Origin of the sequence: Streptomyces roseicoloratus (assembly GCF_004117935.1) — a bacterium.
Lineage (GTDB): Bacteria > Actinomycetota > Actinomycetes > Streptomycetales > Streptomycetaceae > Streptomyces > Streptomyces roseicoloratus.
Genome location: NZ_SDOY01000148.1, coordinates 1 through 21,381, shown reverse-complemented (window position 1 = coordinate 21,381; position 21,381 = coordinate 1). Strand labels below are relative to the sequence as shown.

Here is a 21,381-nt window from a genome sequence, read left to right as displayed (position 1 = left end):
CTAGTGAACTGGTTCGGAGATCCTGTCGCAGTAGCGGCAGATGCGGTCGAGGATCTGGTCGGCGGTCTTGGTCCAGGTGAAGGGCTTGGCCTGGTCGTTCCAGACCTTGATCCACTCTTCGAGTGCGGTCTTGAGGTCGTCGAGTGAGCAGAACACCCCGCGTGCGAGGCAGCGCCGTTCCAGCTCGGCGAACCACCGCTCGACCTGGTTGATCCACGACGAGTACGTCGGCGTGAAGTGCAGCCGGAAGCGGGGGTGCGCGAGGAGCCACTTGTGCACGACGGGCGCCTTGTGGGCGGAAAGGTTGTCACAGATCACGTGGACCGCCAGGCCGGGCTCGGTCTGGCGGTCGATCTCGTCGAGGAAGTCACGGAAGTCGACTGCCCGGTGCTGCGCGGACAGCTTGGTGATGACCTTGCCGGTCGCGGTGTTCAGGGCGGCGAACAGGTCGACGGTCCCGTGTCGGACGTAGTCGAAGCTCCGGCGCTCGGGCACTCCGGGAATCATCGGCAGGACCGGAGCGGTCCGCTGGAGGGCCTGGATCTGTGGCTTCTCGTCGACCGCGAACACCACGGCGTTCGCCGGCGGAGCGAGATACAAGCCGACGACGTCACGGATCTTGTCGATCAGGAACGGGTCCGGGGAGATCTTGAACGTCTCGGTCCGCCACGGCTGGAGGCCGAAGGCGTGCCAGATCCTCAGGACACTGGCCGGGGAGATCCCCACGACCTTGGCCAGCTCCCGTTTCGACCAGTGTGTCCCGGCCGGCGGTGTCTCTTCCAAGGTGCGGACCACTACCTCTTCGACCTGGGCGTCGGTGATGGTCCGCGGCACTCCGGGCCGCGGCTCGTCCGTGAGTCCGTCGAGGCGGTCGCGCAGGAACCGTGTGCGCCATCGGCGCACGGTGTCTCTGCCGACATCGAGTCGCGCGGCGACCACGGTGTTGTTCCAGCCGTTCGCGCACGCCAGCACGATGCGTGCGCGAACGGCCAGCCCCTGTGCGGTCGAGCGGCGCTTGGCCCAGTTCTCCAGCGTCAGCCGCTCGACGTCCGACAACACGACAGGTTCCAGCCGGGTATCGCCCATGCACACAGGACAGCGTGAACGCATGACCTGCCGCAGGCGAACCCCGCAATCTGAAACAGCAGACGCCTCACGTGGCGACCCACGACCTCAAAACCAGGTCACTAGTTCGGGGGTGTCGCTGAAGGCGGTCGATATCTGGTGGGCGAAGTGGCGGGTCGGCGGGCGGGAGGAGCTGGTCATGCAGCCGCGGGGCAAGGCGGTCGGGGTGCACCAAGTGCTCGGGGAGGCCGTGCAGGCCACCGTGCAGCAGACGGTCCTCGACGGTGAGATCCTCTTCGCCGACCTGGTCGGCACCCGCTCGGACCAGGTCACCGGCCGCACCTGGGGAGAGAAGGGAAGGATGCCCGTGGTGCGGCGGACCGGGAACCGATTCTCGGTCAACGCCATGCAGACAAGGCACTGGAAGTGTTGACGAAGGCTGCCAAGCCCATGGGCGACCACGTCGGTACGACGCTGCCAAGGCCATCAAATGGATTTCCTCCGATCACAAGAACAACGACGCCGCCGTCCGTGATCGCCTCGCCCGCCTGCATCAGCGTGACCACGACAGCAACCGGGCGAGTGGACCGCGGGTGCGGCGGATCCGGACGTTGTGGCGGCGGGGGAGAGGGCCGTGGAGGCCGGCCGCGTGAGGGGCTGAGCCGGGCCAAGAACGACGCACGGCGTCACTCGATGCCCGGTTCGAAGAAGCGCTGCGAGAACGACCCAGTCGACGTCGCGACGGGGGAGATGATCCTCACTCACACTTGTCGCTGCCCGGGGTGCTGCCCCTCACACTGCGCCGCACGCACCTATCCGGCTACCGTTCGGGCGGACATGGCCCTCCCGCTGGACAACGCATCGAACTCGATCCCGTCTCACCGGGGCAGTGTGGGCGCGGCAGGACGGTTCCCTCCTCGTCTACCCACCGCTTCCCGAGGCAGGCGACGACATCGTGATCTCCGGTCAAGGACCGGGGCTCGCACCAGTCCACGACAGTCAGCACAGGGGCGAGACCACGGCGACCGACGCGCTTGGCGGCACGCTTCGGCAGGGCTGGACGGTAGAGGGGCTGCCCGCCTGGCGGGAACTGCCCGACTGTACGCGCGAGGACTCCGTCCCCAAGCACATCCAGCCCGAGGCCTACGACTGTCACGGCAACGTCATCGTCGATACGATGCTGGACGACCCTGCACACGATCAGCAGCACTGCCGCCGCCGAGGGCTCCTCCCGTGACCAGTATCGACGCCCTCACCCGAATCTGCCTGCCGCCGGCCACCACGACGCTTTCCGACTGATCAGCCGTCGAGCGCACCCTCGGCATGCCTCTGCCCGCCGATTACAAGCAACTCGCTGACACCTACGGCCCCGGGGCCTTCTCCGGCTTCCTCCATGTGTACCACCCGCAGGCGCCCACCGAGCCCGCCGACCTCACCGGGCGCATGCCCGCAACCATCCGCCGCCAGCTCCAGCACGACCATGACAGCGGCACCCATTCGGTCCCGCACGACCTACATCAGCTCTTCCCGATCGGCGTGACCGACAACGGCGAGTACCTCTTCTGGATCACCGACCCCCGCAGACAGCCCGGATAGGTGGAAGGTTGCGGTCAACGAAGCGCGCGGACCGCGCTGGTACATCCATGAAGGCGGCATCACCGACTTCCTCATCGCCATCCTCACTGGCCGCGAACACGTCCCGCTCTTCCCTCGCGACCTCCTCGATCAAGATGCCTCCTTCACACCCTCGCCGGACGCTTTGAGCCAGCCGCACGTGCTACACGCCCTCCCGGCCCACGGCCCAATGAGCACGAACGAGATCCGTGCGTGGGCACGAGCCAACGGATATGACGTTCCCGACCGCGGACGGGTGTCTGCCACCGTCATCGATGCTTGGAAACTGGCCAACTACTGATCTTTTCGTAAGTTCGGTGGGTGTGGTGGCTGGACGGTCAGGCCGGTGTGGGCGAGGGCGGACCATGGCAGTTGGGGGTTGTGGTTGAGGCGGTGGATGCCCTTTTCGGTGGCGTCGGCCACATCGGCGAGGTGGTCGTCGGCGAGGTTGGCGAGTTCACGCTTCTTGAGCGAGGACCACAGCAGTTCCACTGGGTTGAGCTCGGGTGCGTAGGTGGGTAATCGCTCGAGTGTGAGCCAGTCCTGTTCGGCGACCCAGGCACGCATCGCCCGGCTCCAGTGGGCAGACAGGCTGTCCCCACACGAGGACCACTCGCTCGCCGCGGTAGAACACCTTCATCTGCTCCAGCTGTCGGCGTCCACGTGAAGGTGCATGGCCGCGTAAGGATCAACGTGCAGAGTTCCTGATGTGCTGAGGTTCAGGGTTCGGCACTCTGCTGCCTGTTGGTCGAGGTCGCAGAGGTGGGGTTGTCGTGTTCCTGGATTCGCAGCGCTGGCTGGAACTGCGGCGTTTTCGTGGCCTGGTGGAGTCCGGAGCGATGAGCTTGACCGAGGTCGCCAGGGAGACGGGCCTGAACTGGCGGGCGGTCAGCAAGTCTCTGGCAGCGGACGTCCCGCCGTGCCTCCGCGGCGGTCGCCGGACGGCAGGTCGCGAGCCAGGGTGATCGACGAGTTCGCGCCGCTGGTCGACTCGATGCTGCGGGCGGAGATCTTGATGAAGGCCGCCGTGATTCACGAGCGGGTTGCGGCGGAGTACGGGTTTACCGGCAACTACCAGCGGACCAAGCTCTACGTCCAGTAAGCCCGGCTCCGGATTGCCGAAGAACTCGGCATCACCCCGAATGAGCCGGCGGGCATGCGCCGCCGTTTCGAGGTGGTCCCCGGCGCCCAGGCCAGGTGGACTGGGGCGACGAGGGCAAGATCCTCGCCCACATGGGCATCCCGAAGGTCTACTCGTTCCACATGACGCTGTCGTATTCGCGTGACCCGTTCTGCTGCTTCACCAGGAGCCAGGATCTGCGGACGTTCTTCGACCGTCACCGCCGCGCGTTCGCGCACTTCGGCGGCGTCCCGATGACGATCGTCTACGACCGGACCAAGACGGTCGTGCGACGCCACGTCGTCCCAGGTGAGGCGGTTCCGCCGCACCCGGAAGCGGTCGGGTTCGCCGGCCACTACGACGTCGACATCGACGTCCTCGCCGCCCACCGCCCCACTCCCGGTGATCGGTGTGCTGTCGGTGCCCTGCGCTACGGTCGTTCTTCCCGTGAGGGGCCCCGTTCCCGCCCGGCCTCTGCCTCAGGCCGGGCGGGAACGGGCCGGCACGTCCCCCTTCTTCGGCACGGGGGCCGGGCCTCTTCCGGATGGAAGGGCGACACCAAGGTGTGCTGTCTCCATATGAGGGGGTCCCCGGTGGGGACGCAAGGAAAACCGGGAACTTCGCCCGTACGGGCTACTTGATGTGCTTCTTCGTGTACGGGAACGGTCGTTTGGGTCGCTCGGCTGACCGCTGTGCGACTTCTAATGTTCCGCGATTCCTTGATCACGTCGCGTGACCGCCCGGTAACGGTCCATGCTGATCCTCCCTCAACTGCGGTTCGGCACCCGCGCGTTGAAGGGGCTCTGTCGGCGTGGCCTTCCGGATGGCTGCGACACATCAAGGAGAAGCGATCTTGGACATGAAGAAGGCAGCGACAGCAAAGGCGCTGGCGCTGGTGACGGTCCTCGTCTTCGGCTGGAGCGTGGTGATGGCGGCGATGGGCCATGCGGCCCTGATAGCCGTGGCCGCCCCGGTCCTCGGCCTGACAGTGACCCAGGTCCTCCACGGCGCCCGCCGGCAGACCACACCGGTCTCCCGAGACCGCGTCGAGGCGGTGCCGGACGAGGGGGACGGCACCCCGTGACGACATCCTTCACCACCCCGGGAGCGGACCCCGATCCGCTCCCGCTGCGTCCGGGCCGCAAGCTGGGTCCCATCGCGGCCGATGTCGGCAGTTCTCACCGTGCCTGGCTGGAGCCGACGCGTGAGCGCTATCTGACCAGCGGACGCACCCTGAGCGACCTGGGCCTGTGTATCCCGCTGGCCAAGTCCAAACTGTCCGAGCTGCTGCGCGGCATCGGTCACTACCCGCGCTGGGAGGTCATCCACCGCCTCGCCGAGGAGCTCGGCATCCCCGGCTGGCCGCTGCACCACCTGTGGAAGCAGGCAGCCCTCGACGCCCGGAAAACCCGCGACTGGATCAACCGGTCCACCGCAAGGACCGTCGCCATCGCCCCGCCGGGCCCGCCCCTGGAGCACGGAGCCCTGCGCGAGATGGTCAAGGACGGATACCGCCGCTACGCCGGTGCCTTCCTGGCCGACCCGGCAGTCCGAGACGCCGCGGTCGAGGACGCCTTCGCCATCCTGTGGCTGTCCTTCGGTGACGCCCTCGCGAGCCCTGACACCCGCCGCTACGCCTGGAACATCCTGCGGGCCACGGTCAAGGCGAAGGCCGATCACCGCGACCACCGGCCCCTGCTCGCCGAGGCCGCCTTCGACACCGTCGCCCTGCGCGACAAGACGTCCCCCGAAGCCGAGATGGCGCAGCTGGCCGAGAGCCTGGAGCTGTTCGCGGCGATGAGCCGCCTGCCCGACACCCAGCTCGACGTCATGGTGCTGCGACGCCTGTGCGGTTTCACCCCCGCCAAGGTCTCCGACCTGCTCGGCATCCCCCTGGCCGCCGTCCGGTCCAACGAACGACACGCCGAACGATTCCTGGAAGACACCATCGAGCTGCCCGACTTCGGAGGAACCGCCTCATGACCACGCTCGACGACATCCTCTCCAGGGCTCTCCTCGTCCACGACCGCGCCGCGCCGCGAGACGACGTCGCGCCCCGGGACACCGAGCCCGCAGCCCGGCACCCCGTCACCCCGACGCCGAGGCCCGCCGTCTCGGAGGCCGCGGCCGAGGATTTGCGCGCCCTGTGCGAGACCCTGGTCCGCCACACGCCCGCCACCACCGTCTCCGCCTTCGTCACCGATCAGGTACCCGAACCCGGCAGCGCCCTGGTCCTGGCGTGCGTGCTGCAGCTGACGGACACCGACGATGCCGCCAGGTTCTGGTGGCAGTACGCCGCGGGCGCGGGCCAGCCGGGCGCCGCCTACTGCCTCTACCTCCATCACCTGGCCCTCGGCGAGACGCACGCCGCCCGCTGGTGGCACACCCAGACCAGCGAGGACAAGCCTGTGAGCCGTACCGTGTGCACCACGCTGCGCTGGCCTGATGCCCCTCCGGTCGTTCTGCGTCACGAGGCCAAGGCCTCGACCGCCACGATCATGCGGGTCCTGCGCAATCTGGCCCAGCATGTCAGCCGGCCGCGGTCCGCCGTGGTCACCGAGCTGATGGAGTACATGCCCACAGCCGTTGCGGTGGGCTACCTGCGCCAGCCCGACAGCGAACTGCCCCTTCCCGGACCCTCCTTCGCCCGCAGGGTTCAGGCACTGCTGGACCTGGCCGCCGACCGGCCAGACCGCCCCCGCGACCGCCCGGTCCCGCGACGGAACACCAGCCACCCTGCGTTGGCCTCCCGCGAGGTCAACGAGGCCGCGACCCGCTGAACCGCAGGCAGCATCCACCGACGCGGACGAGCCGGAGGACGGCCCCGGGCGGCCAGGAACACCCCGGGGCGGGTCCACCAGCAGGCGGAGGTGGGTGCCGTGGTGAGACGCGTCCTTCATCGACCCGTTCGCGAGCGGCTACAGCATGCAAAGGAGCGCTCAGGGCAGGTCCCAGATGAGTGTGGCTCGCCCCTCGTCGGTTCGGCTGGGCCACACGAACGGGCCGCTGCGGGCCAGTCCCGTACGAAACCGGTCCCGTCCCGGTCCCGGCTCGGCTCTGACCTGGATGGCTCTTCGGGGAGGCCTCTGAAACCTGGCTGATTCATGATCCCGGTGACGGCAAGGTGGACTTCGTGGCCGGTGCTGGAGCAGCGGCGCGGTCATGAGTTTGCGCAGGCGTTCGTGTACGGCGACCTGGAGGCGTTGCTCAGAAGGGTGCGGTCACTTCGCCAGGCAGTGGCCGTACGTGCCCTGCTCGTTCATCACCCGCTGTACTGGGGCACTGGTGCAGGTGCGGCAGACGGCGCCTGTGATCTGGGCCTGGGAGGTGCCGGCGGTGACGGGGACCGGCGTGGCAACGGGCGAACCACACGAACAGGCTCGGCCACCACCGATCCACGGTCGGAACGGACGTCACCACCCGTCCGGCGGGCCGAGCGCAACTGCCCGGGCGGACCTTCCCGTCCGAGCACTGAAGCTGCCGGCGGGCAACCGGTGTGCAAGCCCAACGCGGGCCGGGAGTCCGGTGTCCGTCCGTGGACCTGCTGGTGGCCCTCCAGCGGAACCGCACACCAAAAGCTCGTCCTGTCACCTCTTGAGGGCTTCTGCGATGTGCCGAGCTGCCTGGGCGGGGGTGAGGTACGTGGTGTCGACGACCTCGGCCTCGGCATGCAGCCAGGTGCGGGCCGCTTCGGCGTAGGGCTTGAGGTACTGGAGCCGGAAGGGGGAGTCGGGGCCGGTGACGGTGTCGCCGGCGATACGGGCGCGGAGGGTGTCCTGGTCGGCGTGGAGGACGAAGTGCCGGACCGGAAGGGAATGCTCGGCGAGTCCCGTGGTGATCTCGCGCCAGTACTGCTCGACCAGGACGGTCATGGGTATCACCAGCGTGCCGCCCGTGTACTCGAGGACACGCCGGGCGGTCTCGACCACGAGGGGCCGCCACGGGGGCCAGTGCTGGAAGTTGTCCGTCGGGGGCAGTCCTGGTGTGATGTCCATGAGTGTCTCGCCGACCTTCTCGGCGTCGAACACCCTTGAATTCGGAAGTAATTGCTGCACGAGAGCGCTGGTCGTCGTCTTCCCCGCGCCGTGGGTGCCGTTGAGCCATACGATCATGATGCCGAGGCTAGATGAATGAGTCGGATGTTCTCAGGGGCCGTAGGGGTTGCGGGACCGTGTGACTGAGGCGCCGGTGGTCCAGTTGCGCCAGATGCCGGCGGCCAGCGCGGGGACCGGTGGGCCGGGCCGGTGGGGGCGGAAGGTCACGGCCTGTCGGAGGAGCGGGCAGGCCGGCTTGCTTGTCGCGGTCTGTGGTTGTGGCGTCCGGTGGACCGGTCAGGGTTCGTTTTGCGCCGATCTTGGTGATCGTCCGTCGGTTCGGGAGTCTGCGCGGCATGATCGTGCGAGCTGGCCAGGGTGTGTCGCTGAGCGGTGCCAGGGTGGGGGAGTGCACGAGTGAGCGTGAGCGATTATCGGTTCAACCCGCCGCCGAACTGGCCAGTGCCTCAAGGCTGGGTTCCTCCGGCCGGCTGGCAGCCTGATCCCTCGTGGCCGCCCCCTCCGCCGGGCTGGCAGTTGTGGCTGGCCGGGCCTTCCGAAGCCGGTCCGGTGAACGGCGCCGTTCCCCACCAGTACATGCCTCGGTCCGAGGCCCCCGGCAGCCGGAAGAGAGGCTGGTTCGGCCGCCGACGACGAGATGAGGCAAGTGAGCTCGAAGAGCTGAGGACCTGGATCGCACAGACCCACGGCGCGGACGCCGCCCAGGTCGCAGGACTGATGGCGCGCACACGCCAGGAAGCGGCCCACCTGCTGACCCAGTCACAGGCACAGGCCGAAGCGATCGTCGAGGAAGCCCGCCAGGTCGTCAAAGACATCAGGGCCGACGCCAAGCAGATCGCCAGGGACACCGAGAAGGCCCGTAAGGAAGCCGAGCGGCATCGCGGTGAGATCTACCAGGCAGAGAGCCGCCTGACCGAACTGCGCACGCAGATCGTCACCACCGACGAGACGGTCCTGCTGCAACAGGCCGGAATCTACGCCTACCATCACCAGCTCCACGACGCCGTCGCCTACCGCAGCCGCCTGGACTGCCTGAAGACGGAGATCAAAGCCCTCGCACGCGACAACCAAGCAGTCCTGGCAGCCACGGACTGGACCGTCAACGGCTCCGCACGAGAAGGCCGGAAGATGATCCGCGACTTCTCCAAACTGATGCTCCGCGCCTACAACGCCGAAGCCGACTACGCCGTACGCACCATGCGCCCCCACCGCCTCACCTCACTGGTCGACCGCCTCTACAAGAGCCGGGAGACCATCGCCAGACTCGGCGCCACCATGCACATCCGCATCTCCGACGCCTACCACGACGCCCGCGTCCGCGAACTGCAGCTGACCGCCGACTTCCTGCAGAAGAAGGACGAGGAGAAGGAAGCCCAGCGCGAGACAAGAGCCCGCGAACGCGAAGAGGCAGCCGCCCAACGCGAGCTGGACCGCGAACGGGAGAAGCTGCACAAGGAACGCAACCACTACGAAGCCGCCCTCGAACGCCTGCGCGCCCAGGGCAACCTCGAGGCGGTACGCGACATGGAAGCCAAACTCGCCGAGATCCAGCAGGCACTCCACGACGTCGACGCGCGGGCAGCGAACGTACGCACCGGCTACGTCTACGTCGTCTCCAACATCGGCGCCTTCGGGGACAGCATCGTCAAGATCGGCATGACCCGACGCCTCGAACCCCTCGACCGCGTCTACGAGCTCAGCGGGGCCGCCGTCCCCTTCCGCTTCGACGTCCACGCACTCATCTTCAGCAAGGATGCGGTCGGCCTGGAAACCCGCCTCCACCAGGAGTTCGCCGACCGGCGCGTCAACCGCGTCAACAACAGGAAAGAGTTCTTCTACGTCACCCCCGCCGAGGTGCGCACCGCACTGGAACGCTTCGCGGGAGAGCACCTCATAGAGTTCACAGAGACCCCGCAAGCACTCGAGTGGCGCGCCAGCAGGACAGACTGACGCATCGCGACAGCATCCCCGGGCGAGCGTGTGGCTCCCCAGCTGACGGGGGGTGGACCGCAAGCCGGTCAGGACGTGCCTGGCCCGGCTGAGGCGTCCGGGATCAGTCCGGGCGGGCCGCCGACGAGCGAGGCGGACTGGTCGAAGCTGATCAAGGAGTGGTTCCCCGGGACGGTGACCGTCTCGACGACCACCAGCGGCGGCGTGACGAGCGCAAGCTGCAGGTGCCGATCTCCTCATTTCGCCGCTGGGTGCACGCGACACTTCCGGACGAGGCGGCGACGTCGCAGGTCACGGTGTTGCGTGACGACATCGAGCCCGGATCGGAGACCCAGATCGACCACGACTTCCCCGGCCCGCCGGCCTTTGATCCTGCCCAGAGGTCTCCGGGATACAGCACACCCCACGCCCGCTGAGCCGACAGTCTCGCTGCTCCTTGGGCGTGCTGATCACGAACATCGTCAACGCCGACAGGTCTTGATCATGGCGTAGACCTCCGGTGTGTGGAGGTGCCCAGGCTCCATTCCGCACACGGAGGTCTTCGTGTCCCACCGTAATGCCGGGCTGACCGTTCGACGGCAGACGGATCCTGGTCGGACGTGTCCTGGCGGGCCGTCCCGTGGTGGATGTGCCCGCGGGAATGGGCATCTCCCGTCCCATGGAGCACAAAGCGGGTCCGTCGCGGGCGGGCCGAGGGTGACGCGGGCCTGCACGACCGAGGGCCGGCGTGAGATCCCCGGAATCCGGGGCCGGCGACGGCGGCGAAGGCGCCAAGCATTGGATGCCCATTCTCACCAAGATCAATAATCGCGGCGTGACGACGTCCTGATGCTCGTCTGCGACGCGCCGAAGGGCCTGCCCGAAGCGGCGGGCCGCTTTGGCCGAAGCCGGTCGTGCAGACCTGCGCGGTCTACCTGCTGCGGAAATCATTCCGCTATGCCGCCCGCCAGGACTGGGACAGGATCGCCAGCTTCTCACGCCCGTTTACACCGCTGTGCCCGGGGAAGCCGGGCCCACGGGTACGACGTGCTTCCTCGTGTGCCGGTCAGCTGCGGGGGCCGGCGCACGGGCCTCCGTGCACGGCGGGCTCGCCGGGCGCGGCCGTCACTGCCGCGTGTACGGCCCTGATCTGCGTGTGTCCGGGTGTGGCCGGGCCTGTTCACCACGTAGGCGCGGGTGACATGATCGCCGCGTCAAGCCAGCCCGGCAATCCTCTTCCCGGCACGCTGCGTCCTTCGGGTGTGCCCATTGCCTGGGGCAGGCTAGTCGCACCGATCATGGAGGTCGCCGTCCGCATGCCCGTGACCACACTGGACCCCCAACAGTCCGGCCCCCGTCGTAGGCCCTGGAAGGGGCCGGCTCTGCTGGGCCTGGTGTGCGGCATCGTCATGACCGGCTGCCTGGTCACCGTTCTGCGCTGGCCACAGGACGAGGTGACCTACCGCAGTGCTCCGCCGCCTTCGCTGATCTACCCTGACCAGGCACCGCACCACCTGGCCCTGGTCCGTCGCAGCACCTTGTCCGGGAGCGACACGTTCCGGTTGTTCATCGGCAGACAGCCCACTCCCGCTTACGGGCACTGGCTCGACGTCGACGCGGCGCTGGGCCGGCAGGGGGTGGAGTCGGTGCAGTGGACGCGAGACGGCGTACGGGTCCGCTTCCCGAAAGGTCACGAAGTCTTCGTCCCCGCACGGGCGTTCCTCTACGGAAGGTAGCCACCGGGCTGCGACGCGACGGACCGCTCCGGAGCGTTTGACGGTCTCGGGGCCGGCCGGGTGGGGGTCGGTGTGGGGTTGATCAGCTGCGGGTCGTCGTTCCAGGCCGGCACCTGCGGGGCCAGTGCCTCGTTGATGTGGCTGATCGGTGGTCCGGCGGCGTTGAGTCGCTTGTTGGAGGCGGGTTGCCGGGCAGGTAGGGGAGCAGGTGCGCGGGCTGGGCGTGGGCTGGGCGTGGGCGAAGCGGGTGCAGTGCCGGGCGGGGGGAAACCCGAGAAGGACCTGGGCGACCGCCTGGCACGGCAGTTCGGCGTCCGTGAGTTTCGGGGGTCGCCCGATCCGGCGACAAGGCGTCACATGGTCGTCGATGAACACGTACGGTGCCGTCAGCAGGGCGTCCAGGTTTGTCTTCGCACACTGGCCAACGGGCGCCCTTCGCCATGGTCGCGACCAGCACGGACAGCGGACCTGCAGCAGATCGTGCGCTGAGGAAGCACCATTTTGGTGCGGTTTCGACGTGTGATGATGGTGCTGGCCTCGGCCGGTGGGAATCGGGTCCCGGTGATCGCGCAACTGGTACATGCCGACGAGGACACTGTCCGCGACGTGATCCATCGGTTCAACGAGATCGGTCTGGCCTGCTTGGACCCTCGGTGGGCGGGAGGCCGTCCCCGCCTTCTCAGTCCTGACGACGAAGACTTTGTCGTCAGGACGGCCATCACCCGCCCGGCCAAGCTCGGCCAGCCCTTCATGCGCTGGTCTATTCGCAAGCTCGTGGCCTACCTGCGGAAAGTGCACGGCCCGCGTCATCCGGATCGGCCGCGAGGCGTTACGTTGCCTACTCGCCCGCCGGGGCATCACCTTCCAGCGCACCAAGACCTGGAAGGAGTCCCCAGACCGCGAACGTGACGCCAAGCTCGACCGCATCGTGCACGTCCTGGAGCACTTCCCGGACCGCGTGTTCGCGTTCGAGGAGTTCGGTCCGTTCGGCATCCGGCCCACCGCCGGCTCCGGCTGGGCCCGGACTGGTCGTCCCGAGCGGAGCAGCACCGTCCGCGCCCGGGGCCGGCGGCGACGCGGGCGCGAGCCGCCGGCGGGAGCCGCGTCTGCCAGGGCGTCTTCACCGCCAACCTCCGCCTGCGGCAGATCTACTGCTCGCCCAACTGCCGCCGCGACGCAGAGAAACAGCCCAACCAGGAACGCGACGGACTGCGGGCCATCCGACTCGGCGAACAGCAGCCCCGCCAGACTCCGACGGCCGCAGTCGGCTCTGCTCGACAGGAGCAGGCCCTGACCCCCACCGCCGTCCGGAACTGCCCGCACTGCGACCAGCCCGTCACCATAGTCGCCCTGCTGGCCACCCCGGAAGCAGCCCCGCCCCACCATCGCCGGCAGAGTTCCCGAGATCACCTCCCTGCGGCGCACTCCGTGAGCACCGCGGGCAACGACTTCACCTGACCGTCACCGGTCAACAGGGCCCGGCGACCTTCGGTCGCCGGGCCCTCACACGCGCTCTTCACTCCCCAGTCTCCCCACTCACTTCAAACTGCAACGAAGTGGAGGGAAGAGCGTCCCTGGCCGATTTCAGGGCTCTGGCCGCAGTTCCGTGACGGCCTACGTCCTCATGCCGAGTGCTGACGCTTGTGCAGGGCTGCACTAGCCCGGAAGCGGAGCCGTCCGCAGCGGTCCTTGACTTCGTCGGTTGCGTCGTCGGCGCAACAGCAGTGCTGCGCCAGCCAGCGCAAGTCCTCCGGGTCAAGCCATAGAGCGATACGGCCTTGTGCGGCCTCGGCTTGCGGATCCGTGGGTTGTGGCGACTTCATGGGTCCTGACTGTATGCCCAGCTCTCGGAGCCTCATGACTGGATGAGGATGCGGGTCCGCAGGAGTTCGAACGAGGCTCGGCCATACATGGCTCGCTTGAGCGTTTTCACCCGGTTCACGTGTCCTTTGACGACGCCGGAACTCCAGGGGAGGGTGAGGCCGGCGGTGACGGCGTCGAGGTCCTGGCGGAGGAAGCCGGCGAAGCCCTTCATGGGCTTCGGTGCGTCTTGCTCGGCCTGACGGATCCACTCCAGCAGCAGGTATCGGCGCTGGTGGCGGACCAGGTCGGAGAAGGCCTGGGCGAGATCGCAGGCCCGGGTGATGTCCGGGCATGCGAGCCGGACTTGGAGGAGTCGCTCGTCCTGGCTTTCGGTGAGCGTCTCCCTTGGTCGCATGATCCACGAGGTGATCTTGCGAGGGCTGGGGATGTCGGTCCGGACGGGTTCGGCGGTGCCGGCGCGGAGGGCGGCGAGGTGTTTGCGCACGACCTGGCGGCTCCTGCGGTAGTCGCGACCCTGGATCTCCAGGAACAGGCGTGTGCCGCTGACCTGGTCTTGGGCTTCGGTGAAGCGAGTGTTGAGGTACGCCTTGAACGGCTCCAGGACGCCGTTGGGGCGGCGGTCGCGGGCGGAGGCCAGCAGTTCGTCGAGGTCGGTGTCGCGGCAGCGGCGCACGGTCTTGCGGTCGAGGTTCAGACGGCGGGCGATGGCGCTGATAGTCCAGCGTTTCTCCAGCAGGCGGTAGATGTCCTCGTAGCGGTGACGGGTGCGCTCGATGATCTGGGTGCGCGGCAGTTCCGCGGGCGGTAACAGCATCGGAGCCACCTCGGGCACCTCGGTCACCGTCTCCTCCTCGGCACGTTTGCGCAGGCAGTCGCGGTGCTGGTGGCAGGGTTTCTCCACCGCGGCGGACAGGTTCTGAAGCAAATGCCAACGATCAGCGACTTCCAGGGCATGAGAGGCGGCTTCCTTGACCGCCTTGGTATAGGCGCTGGCCCGGTCCCGGCAGATGATCTCGGCTCCAGGATGCTCGGTGAGCCACGCCGCGAACGTCTCCGAGGTGCGGTCGGGCAGCACGTCCACGACCCGGCCGGCCTCGACATCGACCAGCACGGTCCCGTAGGTGCAGCCCTTGCGGAAGGCGAACTCATCCACCCCCAGCACCCGCGGCGCACGGTCCGGCACCGTCGGCGCCGTCAACAGCCTGAGCAGCCGGGTCCGGCCCGCGACCAGCCGCAGCCGGCGGCACAACCGCGCGGCCGGACGGCCGCCGAGCTCGATCGACCGCAGCCAGCCCGTCAGCCCAGTGCTGGAGCGGCGGTGCCGCTCGGACAGGCCAGGCACCTGCTCGACGAACGTCTTGAGGGAACAAACTCTTCCGATCCCAGAAGAATCGGCGGACCCGCAACCGGACTATGACCCGGCGCGAGCCCAACGGCCGCTCGTCCAAGGTGCGTTGGTACGTGCTGTGTCTACGTCTCGCCTGCTTCCCGGCAGTCCGGGCACCGGCCCGGACGAGCCGTCGACACCGCCTCCACCGCCAGGACGTCGGAGGAGTCGTTCACGCGTTCCACTCGCACATCGATCCCGGGAAACAGCACAGCATCGGCCGTCTTGCTTACCACGCCAGGAAACACTCTGCCGAAACGATCCCTCGTTCCCCTCGTTGACCTGAGCTTTCCCGGAAGCGCGGTCAGAACCGATTTCAGAAACTTTTATCAACGGCATGCAGCACTACACCCGCAACGAAGGCACCGAACCCGACAGCGCGAAATACGCTGCGACCATGGCCGGGGACCGCGACCTAAAGCTCCGCGGCTACGAGGTGTTCCGCTTCGGCCACGACGAGCTCCGCGACCGGGACCGCGCCCAGCCGCTGCTCGCCAGCTTCCTCACCAGACTCATTGACCGCCCACCCGCCGGCCCATCTCGAGTGGCGCTGTCAGCCCGAGGCTGATAGGGGTCGCACGGTTCTGGTCACGACGCCGCCGACGACCGCAGGGCGGCCATCGGCGGGAGAGAGGTTGGGACGGGGGCGGCGTGGATGCTGACTTCACCACCAGCACAGGATCGACCTGGCAACCCTGCGCACGATACCGGCCCCACATACCTGGTGATCAAGGTCAGGGCGTGGCAACCAGGTGCAGCGCCCAGGCGAACGGTCCGATCTTTGAGCGGGAGCACCGGCCCTGACAGGCGCGCTAGACCGAAGCCAGGTTCTGCCACGGCTGACACACGCACAGAGCCGGACCTGCCACAGGTACCGTCGATCTGCGCCCGCCACCGCAACGCAAAGCCTTCAAAAGTTCCTGCTCGATGTCAGTGGCCTGCGAGATCATCATTCCGGCGTTCGGGCTCTGCCGGACGAGGGCTGAGGGGGACAGAGCGCCGCAGGAACTCTTCCTTGAAACTGTCCAGCGTGACAACCACTCATACACGAGGTTGAGCCGCGCGGCCATCAACGAGCTTCGCACCGCCTCGACCGCCGGCGGTGACGAAGAGGCTGCGCACGCTCTCATCGACCTGCTGATCGACGACTTGCCCCAGGACCCTGAGCACGACGGACTGATGGACAACTCGGAGACGGGAGCGGCCATACGGTGTCTCAAGGCCCTTCTGCGCCGCCTCGGTATCGAGTTCGAGGTCCCCTTTTACGACAAGCAGGGCTACTACTCGTTCCGGGTGGAGCACAAGAATGACCCCAGCAACTGACCTGACCAGGGCCTTAGCCCCAGTAACTGACCTGACCAGGGTCGCCCCAGCACACGCAGCGCTGGAACGACGCGAGCAGACCACCTTCACCGAAGGCTTTCGTGGGCTGCGCGGCGAGCTGCGCAACCTCGTCTTCGGCCGCCGCGCTGAAGCCAGAGATCGTCCGGGGAGACATCGCAGGTGGTGTCATCGAGATCACGAAGAACAAGGACCACTGCCTGCTGTACGACCGTCCAGTGGGAGCCTCAGGCCTCACCCGGAGCGAACTCAGCAAGTGGAGGCACCTCCAGGACGGCATCTACGGGACGTCTGAGCACCTCAGGCTGCAGGCGCTTCTGAAGCGGCTGAGGGAGCACTCAACGCCCCGGAGCAGCTGTTGCTCGACACCTACTGGGATCACGCGATGCAGCGAGGCTTCGGCGACTGTCCTGCTCTGTTGCCACAGGTCTATCTCCATGACGACCCCTTGACGCAACATCAGCGGAACCAACGGGCGGAAGGCAAGGCGCTGACGCGGCAGCGGATGGACTTCCTGATGCTCGCTCCCGGCGATCGCCGATACGTTCTCGAGCCGGACGGGAAGGAGCACTACTCGCGTCACGGGAAGGCCGCACCCGACCTATACGCCGACATGGTCCGAGAAGACCGACGGATTCGTCTTCAGGGGTACGAGGTGTACCGGTTTGGCGGAGCTGAGTTCGTGGATCGACAGGCTGCCAAGCTCATGCCGAGCGGGTTCCTCGACCAGTTACTGGCTCCGCTCCATAAGCTCCGCCCCCCGAGGAAGCCATCCAAACTGCCGTCACCTCCGAAACCGGAGCGGGTACAAGCTCGACAGCCCAGGTCATCGCGGCCCAGGTCATCGAGGCCCGGGCTGTCGCGCGCTGCGGCTCAGCGCCAGACCGAGTCAGGCCCAGTCCACGCCCAGTTCCCGCAGCGCGTTCAGCTGCTCCTGGGTGAGTCTGTCCCGCCTCGATTTGGTGTTCGAGACCCATACGCCCAGCTTCACGATCACCGGCTCCGTGTCGCCGTCGACCGCGATCTCGATGACCGTGCCGCGCGGGACCGGTCGACCCGTGCCCACCTGCTCGATCCACTGTGTGAGGGCAGTGAGGCCGCGCTGAAAGGCTTGCTGCGCCTTGCTCTGGCCCTTCGTCGCACCCCTGGCCGCCGGGGCGCGAGACGGCGCCTCAACGGGCTTGATGCCCAGCCTGGACAGCCGTTCCTGCTGCTCGGCGGAGAGTTGCGTCCAGGTCCCCGCTTCTCTTTGCCGCGTGAGCCATCGTCCGAGGTCGTCACCCTCGAACAGCACTCCGGGTGCGATGGCCGGCAGGACACCGTCAGCGTCGACGAGGTCGGCGAGCACCTTGTAGTGACGTTGCCAGTCCAGGGGCCAGGGGCAGTTCCAGTCCGGGTCGATCTCCGCGAGTTGCGCGGCCCGGGTCTCCGCACGCTGCGGGTCCTTGCCGAGGCCGCCTTTGCGGCGGAGGTTGGCCATGTGCTGCCCGACCGGGACCAGCTCGCCTTCAGCGTCTCCCCAGACGGCGTCCTGCCTCGGGGCGAGGTGCCCGGTGGCCCGCCGGTACGACCGCAGCTCGGCGAGTTTGTCCTCCCAGGCTTCCTCGCCGGGCTCCCACACCATCCCGGCCTCGTCGAGGAGGTCCTTGCGGTGAGGATCGAGTTCACCGGCCCGCAGTGATTTCCGCTGCTGGTGCACCCATCGGCCAAGCGGAAAGGCCTTCGTCGTCCCGACCTCGATCTCGATGTCATAGGGGACGGCGTGCAGGCCGGTGATCTCGTTCTCCTTCCGCCAGCGAAGGAGGGCCTGGTAGCCCTCCAGCCAGACCAGGGACTGGGGGCGGATGACGCGGCAGCGGGTGAGGGCTGCGATGTCGGCGGCGTCGCGGGGTGAGGCGAAGTTGACCACGACCGCAGTGACCCGATCGACCCCCTGCTGCTCCTCGCTGGCCTCCACGGACAGGTCCCTGTTTTCCGGGCCGGCCGCGGAGGCAGACCGGACGTGGATACGCCGCCTTTCGGTACCGCGGGTCAGGGCGCGGGAGGCAAGCTGGTCGACCATGCGTTCCGAGTGCGAGCGCAGGGCTTGGAGGATGTCGACCAGGGGCTGGTAGCTGGCCGAGGCAACCATGCCCTTGGGGTCTTCCCCGGGCTGCAGAAAGACGGGGATGATGATCCGCGCAATCTTGGTCGTGCCGTCCGGGTTGGGCCGCAGGGCGCGCCCGATGTTCTGCACGATGTCGACCTGGGAGCTGCGCGAGCCGACGATGCACACGGCTTCCACCCCGCGCAGTCCGGTGATGTCGACCCCGACCCCGAGGGCGCGCACTGAGGACAGGAACGCCCGGTGTACGCGTCGGTTCTGGGCGTCGATGCCGTTGGCGAACTGGTGGATCACTTCACGCCGGTGCGCGATGGGATGGTCCCCGCACAGCCAGGCCGCCCACACCCGCTCCGGCGGCACGTGACGGCCCTCCTCGAGCTCGTACAGCCCGGCGTCGATCGACGCCGCGGGCAGCTCCTCCGCCTCGGCCAGCGCCGCCTCGGAGGCCTCAGCGGTGTACAGCTCGGCGGCTGTGCGCGGCATCTGCTCGGCGAACGCGGCCGCCTCCTCGACCCGCTGGTGGAACACCATGGTGGTGTGCACATTCCGCTGCGCCGCGTGCTCCAGCAGCGCCGCCTGGAGCAGGGCCATGCGCCGGCCGCGCAGCGCGTCCTCGGACAGGCCGAGGATCGGGTCCGGGTCACGGATCTCGAGCACGTCGATCTCGAAACCGGCGAGGACCGATCGTTCTACCGCCTCCGCCAGCCCAAGATCAAAAATCCGGGTGCCGTACGTGTGGGAGTCATCCTCCATCGACGCGATGAGCACCTCCCGCCCGCCCCGCCCGCGCTGCGGCCGAGGCGCGGCGAGGACCCGCGGGGTGGCGGTCAGGTAGAGCCGGAAGTCGACAGGGATCCGGCTGTTGTCGTGAATTGCCGCCCACGGCCGGCCCATGTCCCCGGCGGTCATGTGTGCCTCGTCCAGAACAGCGAGATCGAACCGAGCCATCCGCTGCCCGTACAGCCGCTCCCCGCCCGCCAGAGCCGACTCCAACGGCCCAGGGACAGTCCGACGACCAGTGACATCGGCGGGGTCCTCGCGGTCCACCAGCGAGGCGTACGTGGCGAACACGACCACCGGCCCGCCCCCCGCCCACAGCGCAAGCTGGATCGGATTGGTGGTGGTGCGCACCCCGAGCTGCTCCAGGACCTCGTCCTTGTCCACCGAGCAGACCGCGACCATCGGCGCCCGGTGCCCGACCCGGCGCCAGGACTGCGCGCTCTGCACGATCAGGTCCAGGGTGGGGACCATGACGAGGATCCGTCCGTCCGGGAAGCACTCCAGAGCGCTCATGGCGGTCGTGATGGTTTTCCCGGACCCGGTCGCGGACACTCCCATCGCACGCGCCCCCTCCGGAGGCACAGACGATCTTGCAGGGAATCCCACCCACTTACGGAATGCCGACTTCTGATCGACCTGGTGTTCCCTGAGAGAGATTCTCTGCATGACGGTTTTCATTCCTGCGCGGTGGAGGATCGGGAGACGGCATGGAGTTTCGGGTGGCGTCTATGCGCCGAGGCCCTGAGTCCCCATTCGTCGAGTCCGCCGTAGACGGTACCGGTGAGACATTGAGGTGCGTCCATGACTTCGGCTTCGCCTCGGTAAACGGCAACCAGCGAGTCGGTCCCACGCCACCAGGTGTCCGCAAGGCCGGCCACCTCCGGTACGACCTCGAACCCCTCAAACTCAAGCTCGTCCACGGCAGCACCCGTCAGCCTCGTGGTCGTGCGAGCCCACCTACGGGCATGGTCCGCCAGAGCCAGGGATTCCACCCAGCCCTCGATACTGGCATGCAAGGGCACCCACTTTCCGGCGTGCAGACCGAACTCGCCGTTCGGGCCGATCACGAACGAGTAGGGAAGAGCCGTACACGGCATGCCAGCTTCGAAGTGCCAGTCAGGATCAGGCCCCCCAGGCACACCCCCATGGAGCGCCCGCGGCCCCCCGTCATAGTGAGGAGAAGGAGGAAGGGCCAGGCCGCCCCAGACCGCCTCGAAAGCAGCCACGCGGTTGATCTGAGCCGCAGGGATCCCGCGTGCTTCATCCACCGAGTCCGGTACTGCTCCACATCGCAACGTCCGGTCCAATAGCCATCACACTGGACAAAATGTTTCGCTCTGCGGCTAAGCCCTTCAGTCGCATCTTTGCCGAGTGCCTGCGGTCCCTGGGGCTGAGCAGTGGTCACGGTACTGTCCTCGGTGGTCGGGTGAGGCGGAAGCCTGGGTGCTCTGCGCAGAGCCCGGGGCGAGCGAACGCCTGCCTGCGGAGCTCTGACTCAAGGTGTGGCTGCACGGATTCGATGGGTACCGAGCAGATCGGCCGATCGGTGACAGATAGGGAGTCTCCTGCGGGCATCCCCCATTTTCGCCATCTCTACATGCTGCATCATATTCTGATGCACGGTGCCAACTGCACCTGCCAGAACCCCTTTGATGTTCCTCGGGAACATGCCATGATCTTCGTATGACCGTCACCCGAAAGGCTCATGCCGCGTAAGCGGCCCGGCGCGCTTCGCGTGCAGAACACAACACCCCGTCACATGTACCGCGCGGCCGCCCTGTGGAGGCACGCTCCTCCGGCTGTGCCGCGGCCGGCTCGTATCAGCGGGTTGTCCAGTCGCACGGTAGCCGCGATCCACCGCGTGGAGTTCCAGCGCCTGGACAAAGGCCTGCTGCCTGGTGACACGCAGACGGCGTTGCGGTGCTACCGGTGGTTCCTCGCCCGTCCAGGCCGCTATCTATACCTGACCGCGACCGTATGCGGCTGCTACGAGTGCGCCCTGACGGAAGACATAGCCATCGCGCGGGACCTGATCGAGCTGGTCCTCGCCCGTCTCCCTCACCGAGCGCGCCAGGAACTGGCGGCGCTGGTAGCGGTACTGGACGAGGAGCTGTACCGCAGGACCCTCCCAGACCCCCTTGCTCACCGCCGGCCATGGAGTTCCGGCGAACAGTGGTGGCACCACAGGCTCTACGATGAGTCCCACCACCTCTAACCCCCGGCCGCCTGCAGAAAAAGAGACGAAGACCCAGCCCACCCCCGCTGCTGCCGGGCCGTCAGGCCCGCAAGTGGGCCGCGCGAAGCGTGGCACACCGTCAGGGTGCGCAGCACCCTAGGCGGTTGAAGCGCAGCGCAGACCGCCAGGCCCTGGCGCGCAGCGCCAGGGCTGGCTCGCGAAGCGAGCCCGCTCCTTTTTTGCTGGGGGA

20 protein-coding genes and 3 pseudogenes are annotated in these 21,381 nt (G+C 67.7%); 15 read left to right on the top strand and 8 right to left on the bottom strand.

Annotated elements, in window-relative coordinates:
* Complete coding sequence (locus ESG85_RS25340) at positions 1–1,086, bottom strand: IS630 family transposase (protein WP_128979488.1); 1,086 nt, start codon at positions 1,084–1,086, stop codon at positions 1–3.
* 112 nt (positions 1,087–1,198) lie between these two features.
* Here ESG85_RS25340 and ESG85_RS37020 point away from each other — a divergent pair, with 112 nt between their 5' ends.
* From ESG85_RS37020 to ESG85_RS36795, 3 genes are all read left to right on the top strand, one after another.
* A complete protein-coding gene (locus tag ESG85_RS37020; RefSeq protein WP_425471276.1) occupies positions 1,199–1,498 on the top strand; it encodes a hypothetical protein in 300 nt (99 codons plus the stop codon).
* 890 nt (positions 1,499–2,388) lie between these two features.
* Positions 2,389–2,661, top strand: coding sequence for a hypothetical protein (locus tag ESG85_RS35345; protein WP_181019108.1), 273 nt, complete (start codon positions 2,389–2,391; stop codon positions 2,659–2,661).
* 208 nt (positions 2,662–2,869) lie between these two features.
* Positions 2,870–2,980 carry an Lsr2 family DNA-binding protein gene (locus ESG85_RS36795; protein ID WP_181019107.1) on the top strand — a complete coding sequence of 37 codons (111 nt, stop codon included), beginning with the start codon at positions 2,870–2,872 and terminating at the stop codon, positions 2,978–2,980.
* Here the strand turns inward: ESG85_RS36795 and ESG85_RS25320 are convergent.
* Entirely contained in the window at positions 2,974–3,246 is a 273-nt protein-coding gene (locus tag ESG85_RS25320) for a transposase (protein ID WP_246095280.1), read from the bottom strand. The two genes, ESG85_RS36795 and ESG85_RS25320, sit on opposite strands and share 7 nt — an antisense overlap.
* Positions 3,247–3,640: 394 nt before the next feature.
* On the opposite strand from ESG85_RS25320, the gene ESG85_RS37015 reads away from it, so the two are divergent.
* The 5 genes from ESG85_RS37015 (at position 3,641) to ESG85_RS25300 (ending at position 6,579) form a co-directional block, all read left to right on the top strand.
* Positions 3,641–3,781: a hypothetical protein gene (locus ESG85_RS37015; RefSeq protein WP_425471275.1), complete on the top strand. Its 141-nt coding sequence runs from the start codon at positions 3,641–3,643 to the stop codon at positions 3,779–3,781.
* A gap of 131 nt (positions 3,782–3,912) precedes the next feature.
* Positions 3,913–4,440: a DDE-type integrase/transposase/recombinase gene (locus tag ESG85_RS37010; RefSeq protein WP_425471274.1), complete on the top strand. Its 528-nt coding sequence runs from the start codon at positions 3,913–3,915 to the stop codon at positions 4,438–4,440.
* A 212-nt stretch (positions 4,441–4,652) separates the two neighbouring features.
* Complete coding sequence (locus ESG85_RS25310; RefSeq protein WP_374050235.1) at positions 4,653–4,883, top strand: hypothetical protein; 231 nt, start codon at positions 4,653–4,655, stop codon at positions 4,881–4,883.
* Entirely contained in the window at positions 4,880–5,782 is a 903-nt protein-coding gene (locus ESG85_RS25305; RefSeq protein ID WP_128983103.1) for a sigma-70 family RNA polymerase sigma factor, read from the top strand. Before ESG85_RS25310 ends, ESG85_RS25305 begins: the two co-directional genes overlap by 4 nt.
* Positions 5,779–6,579, top strand: a complete 801-nt coding sequence (locus ESG85_RS25300) for a hypothetical protein (protein ID WP_128983102.1) — start codon at positions 5,779–5,781, stop codon at positions 6,577–6,579. The genes ESG85_RS25305 and ESG85_RS25300 overlap by 4 nt, the downstream gene beginning before the upstream one ends.
* Positions 6,580–7,386: 807 nt before the next feature.
* Here the strand turns inward: ESG85_RS25300 and ESG85_RS25295 are convergent.
* Complete coding sequence (locus ESG85_RS25295) at positions 7,387–7,911, bottom strand: AAA family ATPase (RefSeq protein WP_128983100.1); 525 nt, start codon at positions 7,909–7,911, stop codon at positions 7,387–7,389.
* Between the two features lie 660 nt (positions 7,912–8,571).
* Between ESG85_RS25295 and ESG85_RS25290 the strand changes: the two genes are divergently transcribed.
* The 4 genes and pseudogenes from ESG85_RS25290 (at position 8,572) to ESG85_RS25275 (ending at position 11,519) form a co-directional block, all read left to right on the top strand.
* Entirely contained in the window at positions 8,572–9,804 is a 1,233-nt protein-coding gene (locus tag ESG85_RS25290) for an SNIPE associated domain-containing protein (protein ID WP_246095279.1), read from the top strand.
* Positions 9,805–9,962: 158 nt separating this feature from the next.
* Positions 9,963–10,220 (top strand): hypothetical protein, encoded by a 258-nt coding sequence (locus ESG85_RS36205; protein WP_246095278.1) that lies wholly within the window; start codon positions 9,963–9,965, stop codon positions 10,218–10,220.
* Between the two features lie 250 nt (positions 10,221–10,470).
* Positions 10,471–10,822, top strand: a pseudogene (locus tag ESG85_RS36195) (transposase); the annotation flags it as partial.
* 277 nt (positions 10,823–11,099) lie between these two features.
* Positions 11,100–11,519 carry a hypothetical protein gene (locus ESG85_RS25275; protein WP_128983096.1) on the top strand — a complete coding sequence of 140 codons (420 nt, stop codon included), beginning with the start codon at positions 11,100–11,102 and terminating at the stop codon, positions 11,517–11,519.
* Positions 11,520–11,549: 30 nt separating this feature from the next.
* Here the strand turns inward: ESG85_RS25275 and ESG85_RS37005 are convergent.
* Positions 11,550–11,921, bottom strand: a pseudogene (locus ESG85_RS37005) (IS982 family transposase); the annotation flags it as partial.
* Positions 11,922–11,952: 31 nt separating this feature from the next.
* On the opposite strand from ESG85_RS37005, the pseudogene ESG85_RS25265 reads away from it, so the two are divergent.
* Positions 11,953–12,561, top strand: a pseudogene (locus ESG85_RS25265) (helix-turn-helix domain-containing protein); the annotation flags it as partial.
* Between the two features lie 813 nt (positions 12,562–13,374).
* Here ESG85_RS25265 and ESG85_RS25255 read toward each other — a convergent pair.
* Positions 13,375–14,724: an ISL3 family transposase gene (locus ESG85_RS25255; RefSeq protein WP_128983092.1), complete on the bottom strand. Its 1,350-nt coding sequence runs from the start codon at positions 14,722–14,724 to the stop codon at positions 13,375–13,377.
* 343 nt (positions 14,725–15,067) lie between these two features.
* Here ESG85_RS25255 and ESG85_RS25250 point away from each other — a divergent pair, with 343 nt between their 5' ends.
* Positions 15,068–15,298 (top strand): hypothetical protein, encoded by a 231-nt coding sequence (locus tag ESG85_RS25250; RefSeq protein WP_128983090.1) that lies wholly within the window; start codon positions 15,068–15,070, stop codon positions 15,296–15,298.
* Between the two features lie 365 nt (positions 15,299–15,663).
* Positions 15,664–16,053 (top strand): hypothetical protein, encoded by a 390-nt coding sequence (locus ESG85_RS36190; protein ID WP_246095277.1) that lies wholly within the window; start codon positions 15,664–15,666, stop codon positions 16,051–16,053.
* Between the two features lie 13 nt (positions 16,054–16,066).
* On the opposite strand, the gene ESG85_RS36185 is transcribed toward ESG85_RS36190, so the two are convergent.
* From ESG85_RS36185 to ESG85_RS36180, 3 genes are all read right to left on the bottom strand, one after another.
* A complete protein-coding gene (locus ESG85_RS36185) occupies positions 16,067–16,261 on the bottom strand; it encodes a hypothetical protein (protein ID WP_246095276.1) in 195 nt (64 codons plus the stop codon).
* Positions 16,262–16,960: 699 nt separating this feature from the next.
* Positions 16,961–19,633, bottom strand: coding sequence for a DEAD/DEAH box helicase (locus ESG85_RS25240; RefSeq protein ID WP_246095275.1), 2,673 nt, complete (start codon positions 19,631–19,633; stop codon positions 16,961–16,963).
* Positions 19,630–20,022 carry a hypothetical protein gene (locus ESG85_RS36180; RefSeq protein WP_246095274.1) on the bottom strand — a complete coding sequence of 131 codons (393 nt, stop codon included), beginning with the start codon at positions 20,020–20,022 and terminating at the stop codon, positions 19,630–19,632. Before ESG85_RS36180 ends, ESG85_RS25240 begins: the two co-directional genes overlap by 4 nt.
* Positions 20,023–21,381 lie beyond the last annotated feature (1,359 nt).

What these genes read in the sequence shown, in the direction of transcription:
- ESG85_RS25290 (WP_246095279.1), top strand. Translation starts at nt 8,572, where the DNA reads ATGGCGCGCACACGCCAGGAAGCGGCCCACCTGCTGACCCAGTCACAG.
- ESG85_RS25300 (WP_128983102.1), top strand. Translation starts at nt 5,779, where the DNA reads ATGACCACGCTCGACGACATCCTCTCCAGGGCTCTCCTCGTCCACGAC.
- ESG85_RS37010 (WP_425471274.1), top strand. Translation starts at nt 3,913, where the DNA reads ATGGGCATCCCGAAGGTCTACTCGTTCCACATGACGCTGTCGTATTCG.
- ESG85_RS36795 (WP_181019107.1), top strand. Translation starts at nt 2,870, where the DNA reads ATGAGCACGAACGAGATCCGTGCGTGGGCACGAGCCAACGGATATGAC.
- ESG85_RS35345 (WP_181019108.1), top strand. Translation starts at nt 2,389, where the DNA reads ATGCCTCTGCCCGCCGATTACAAGCAACTCGCTGACACCTACGGCCCC.
- ESG85_RS25340 (WP_128979488.1), bottom strand. Translation starts at nt 1,086, where the DNA reads ATGGGCGATACCCGGCTGGAACCTGTCGTGTTGTCGGACGTCGAGCGG.
- ESG85_RS25295 (WP_128983100.1), bottom strand. Translation starts at nt 7,911, where the DNA reads ATGATCGTATGGCTCAACGGCACCCACGGCGCGGGGAAGACGACGACC.
- ESG85_RS25320 (WP_246095280.1), bottom strand. Translation starts at nt 3,246, where the DNA reads ATGCGTGCCTGGGTCGCCGAACAGGACTGGCTCACACTCGAGCGATTA.
- ESG85_RS25250 (WP_128983090.1), top strand. Translation starts at nt 15,068, where the DNA reads ATGCAGCACTACACCCGCAACGAAGGCACCGAACCCGACAGCGCGAAA.
- ESG85_RS25240 (WP_246095275.1), bottom strand. Translation starts at nt 19,633, where the DNA reads ATGAAAACCGTCATGCAGAGAATCTCTCTCAGGGAACACCAGGTCGAT.
- ESG85_RS25275 (WP_128983096.1), top strand. Translation starts at nt 11,100, where the DNA reads ATGCCCGTGACCACACTGGACCCCCAACAGTCCGGCCCCCGTCGTAGG.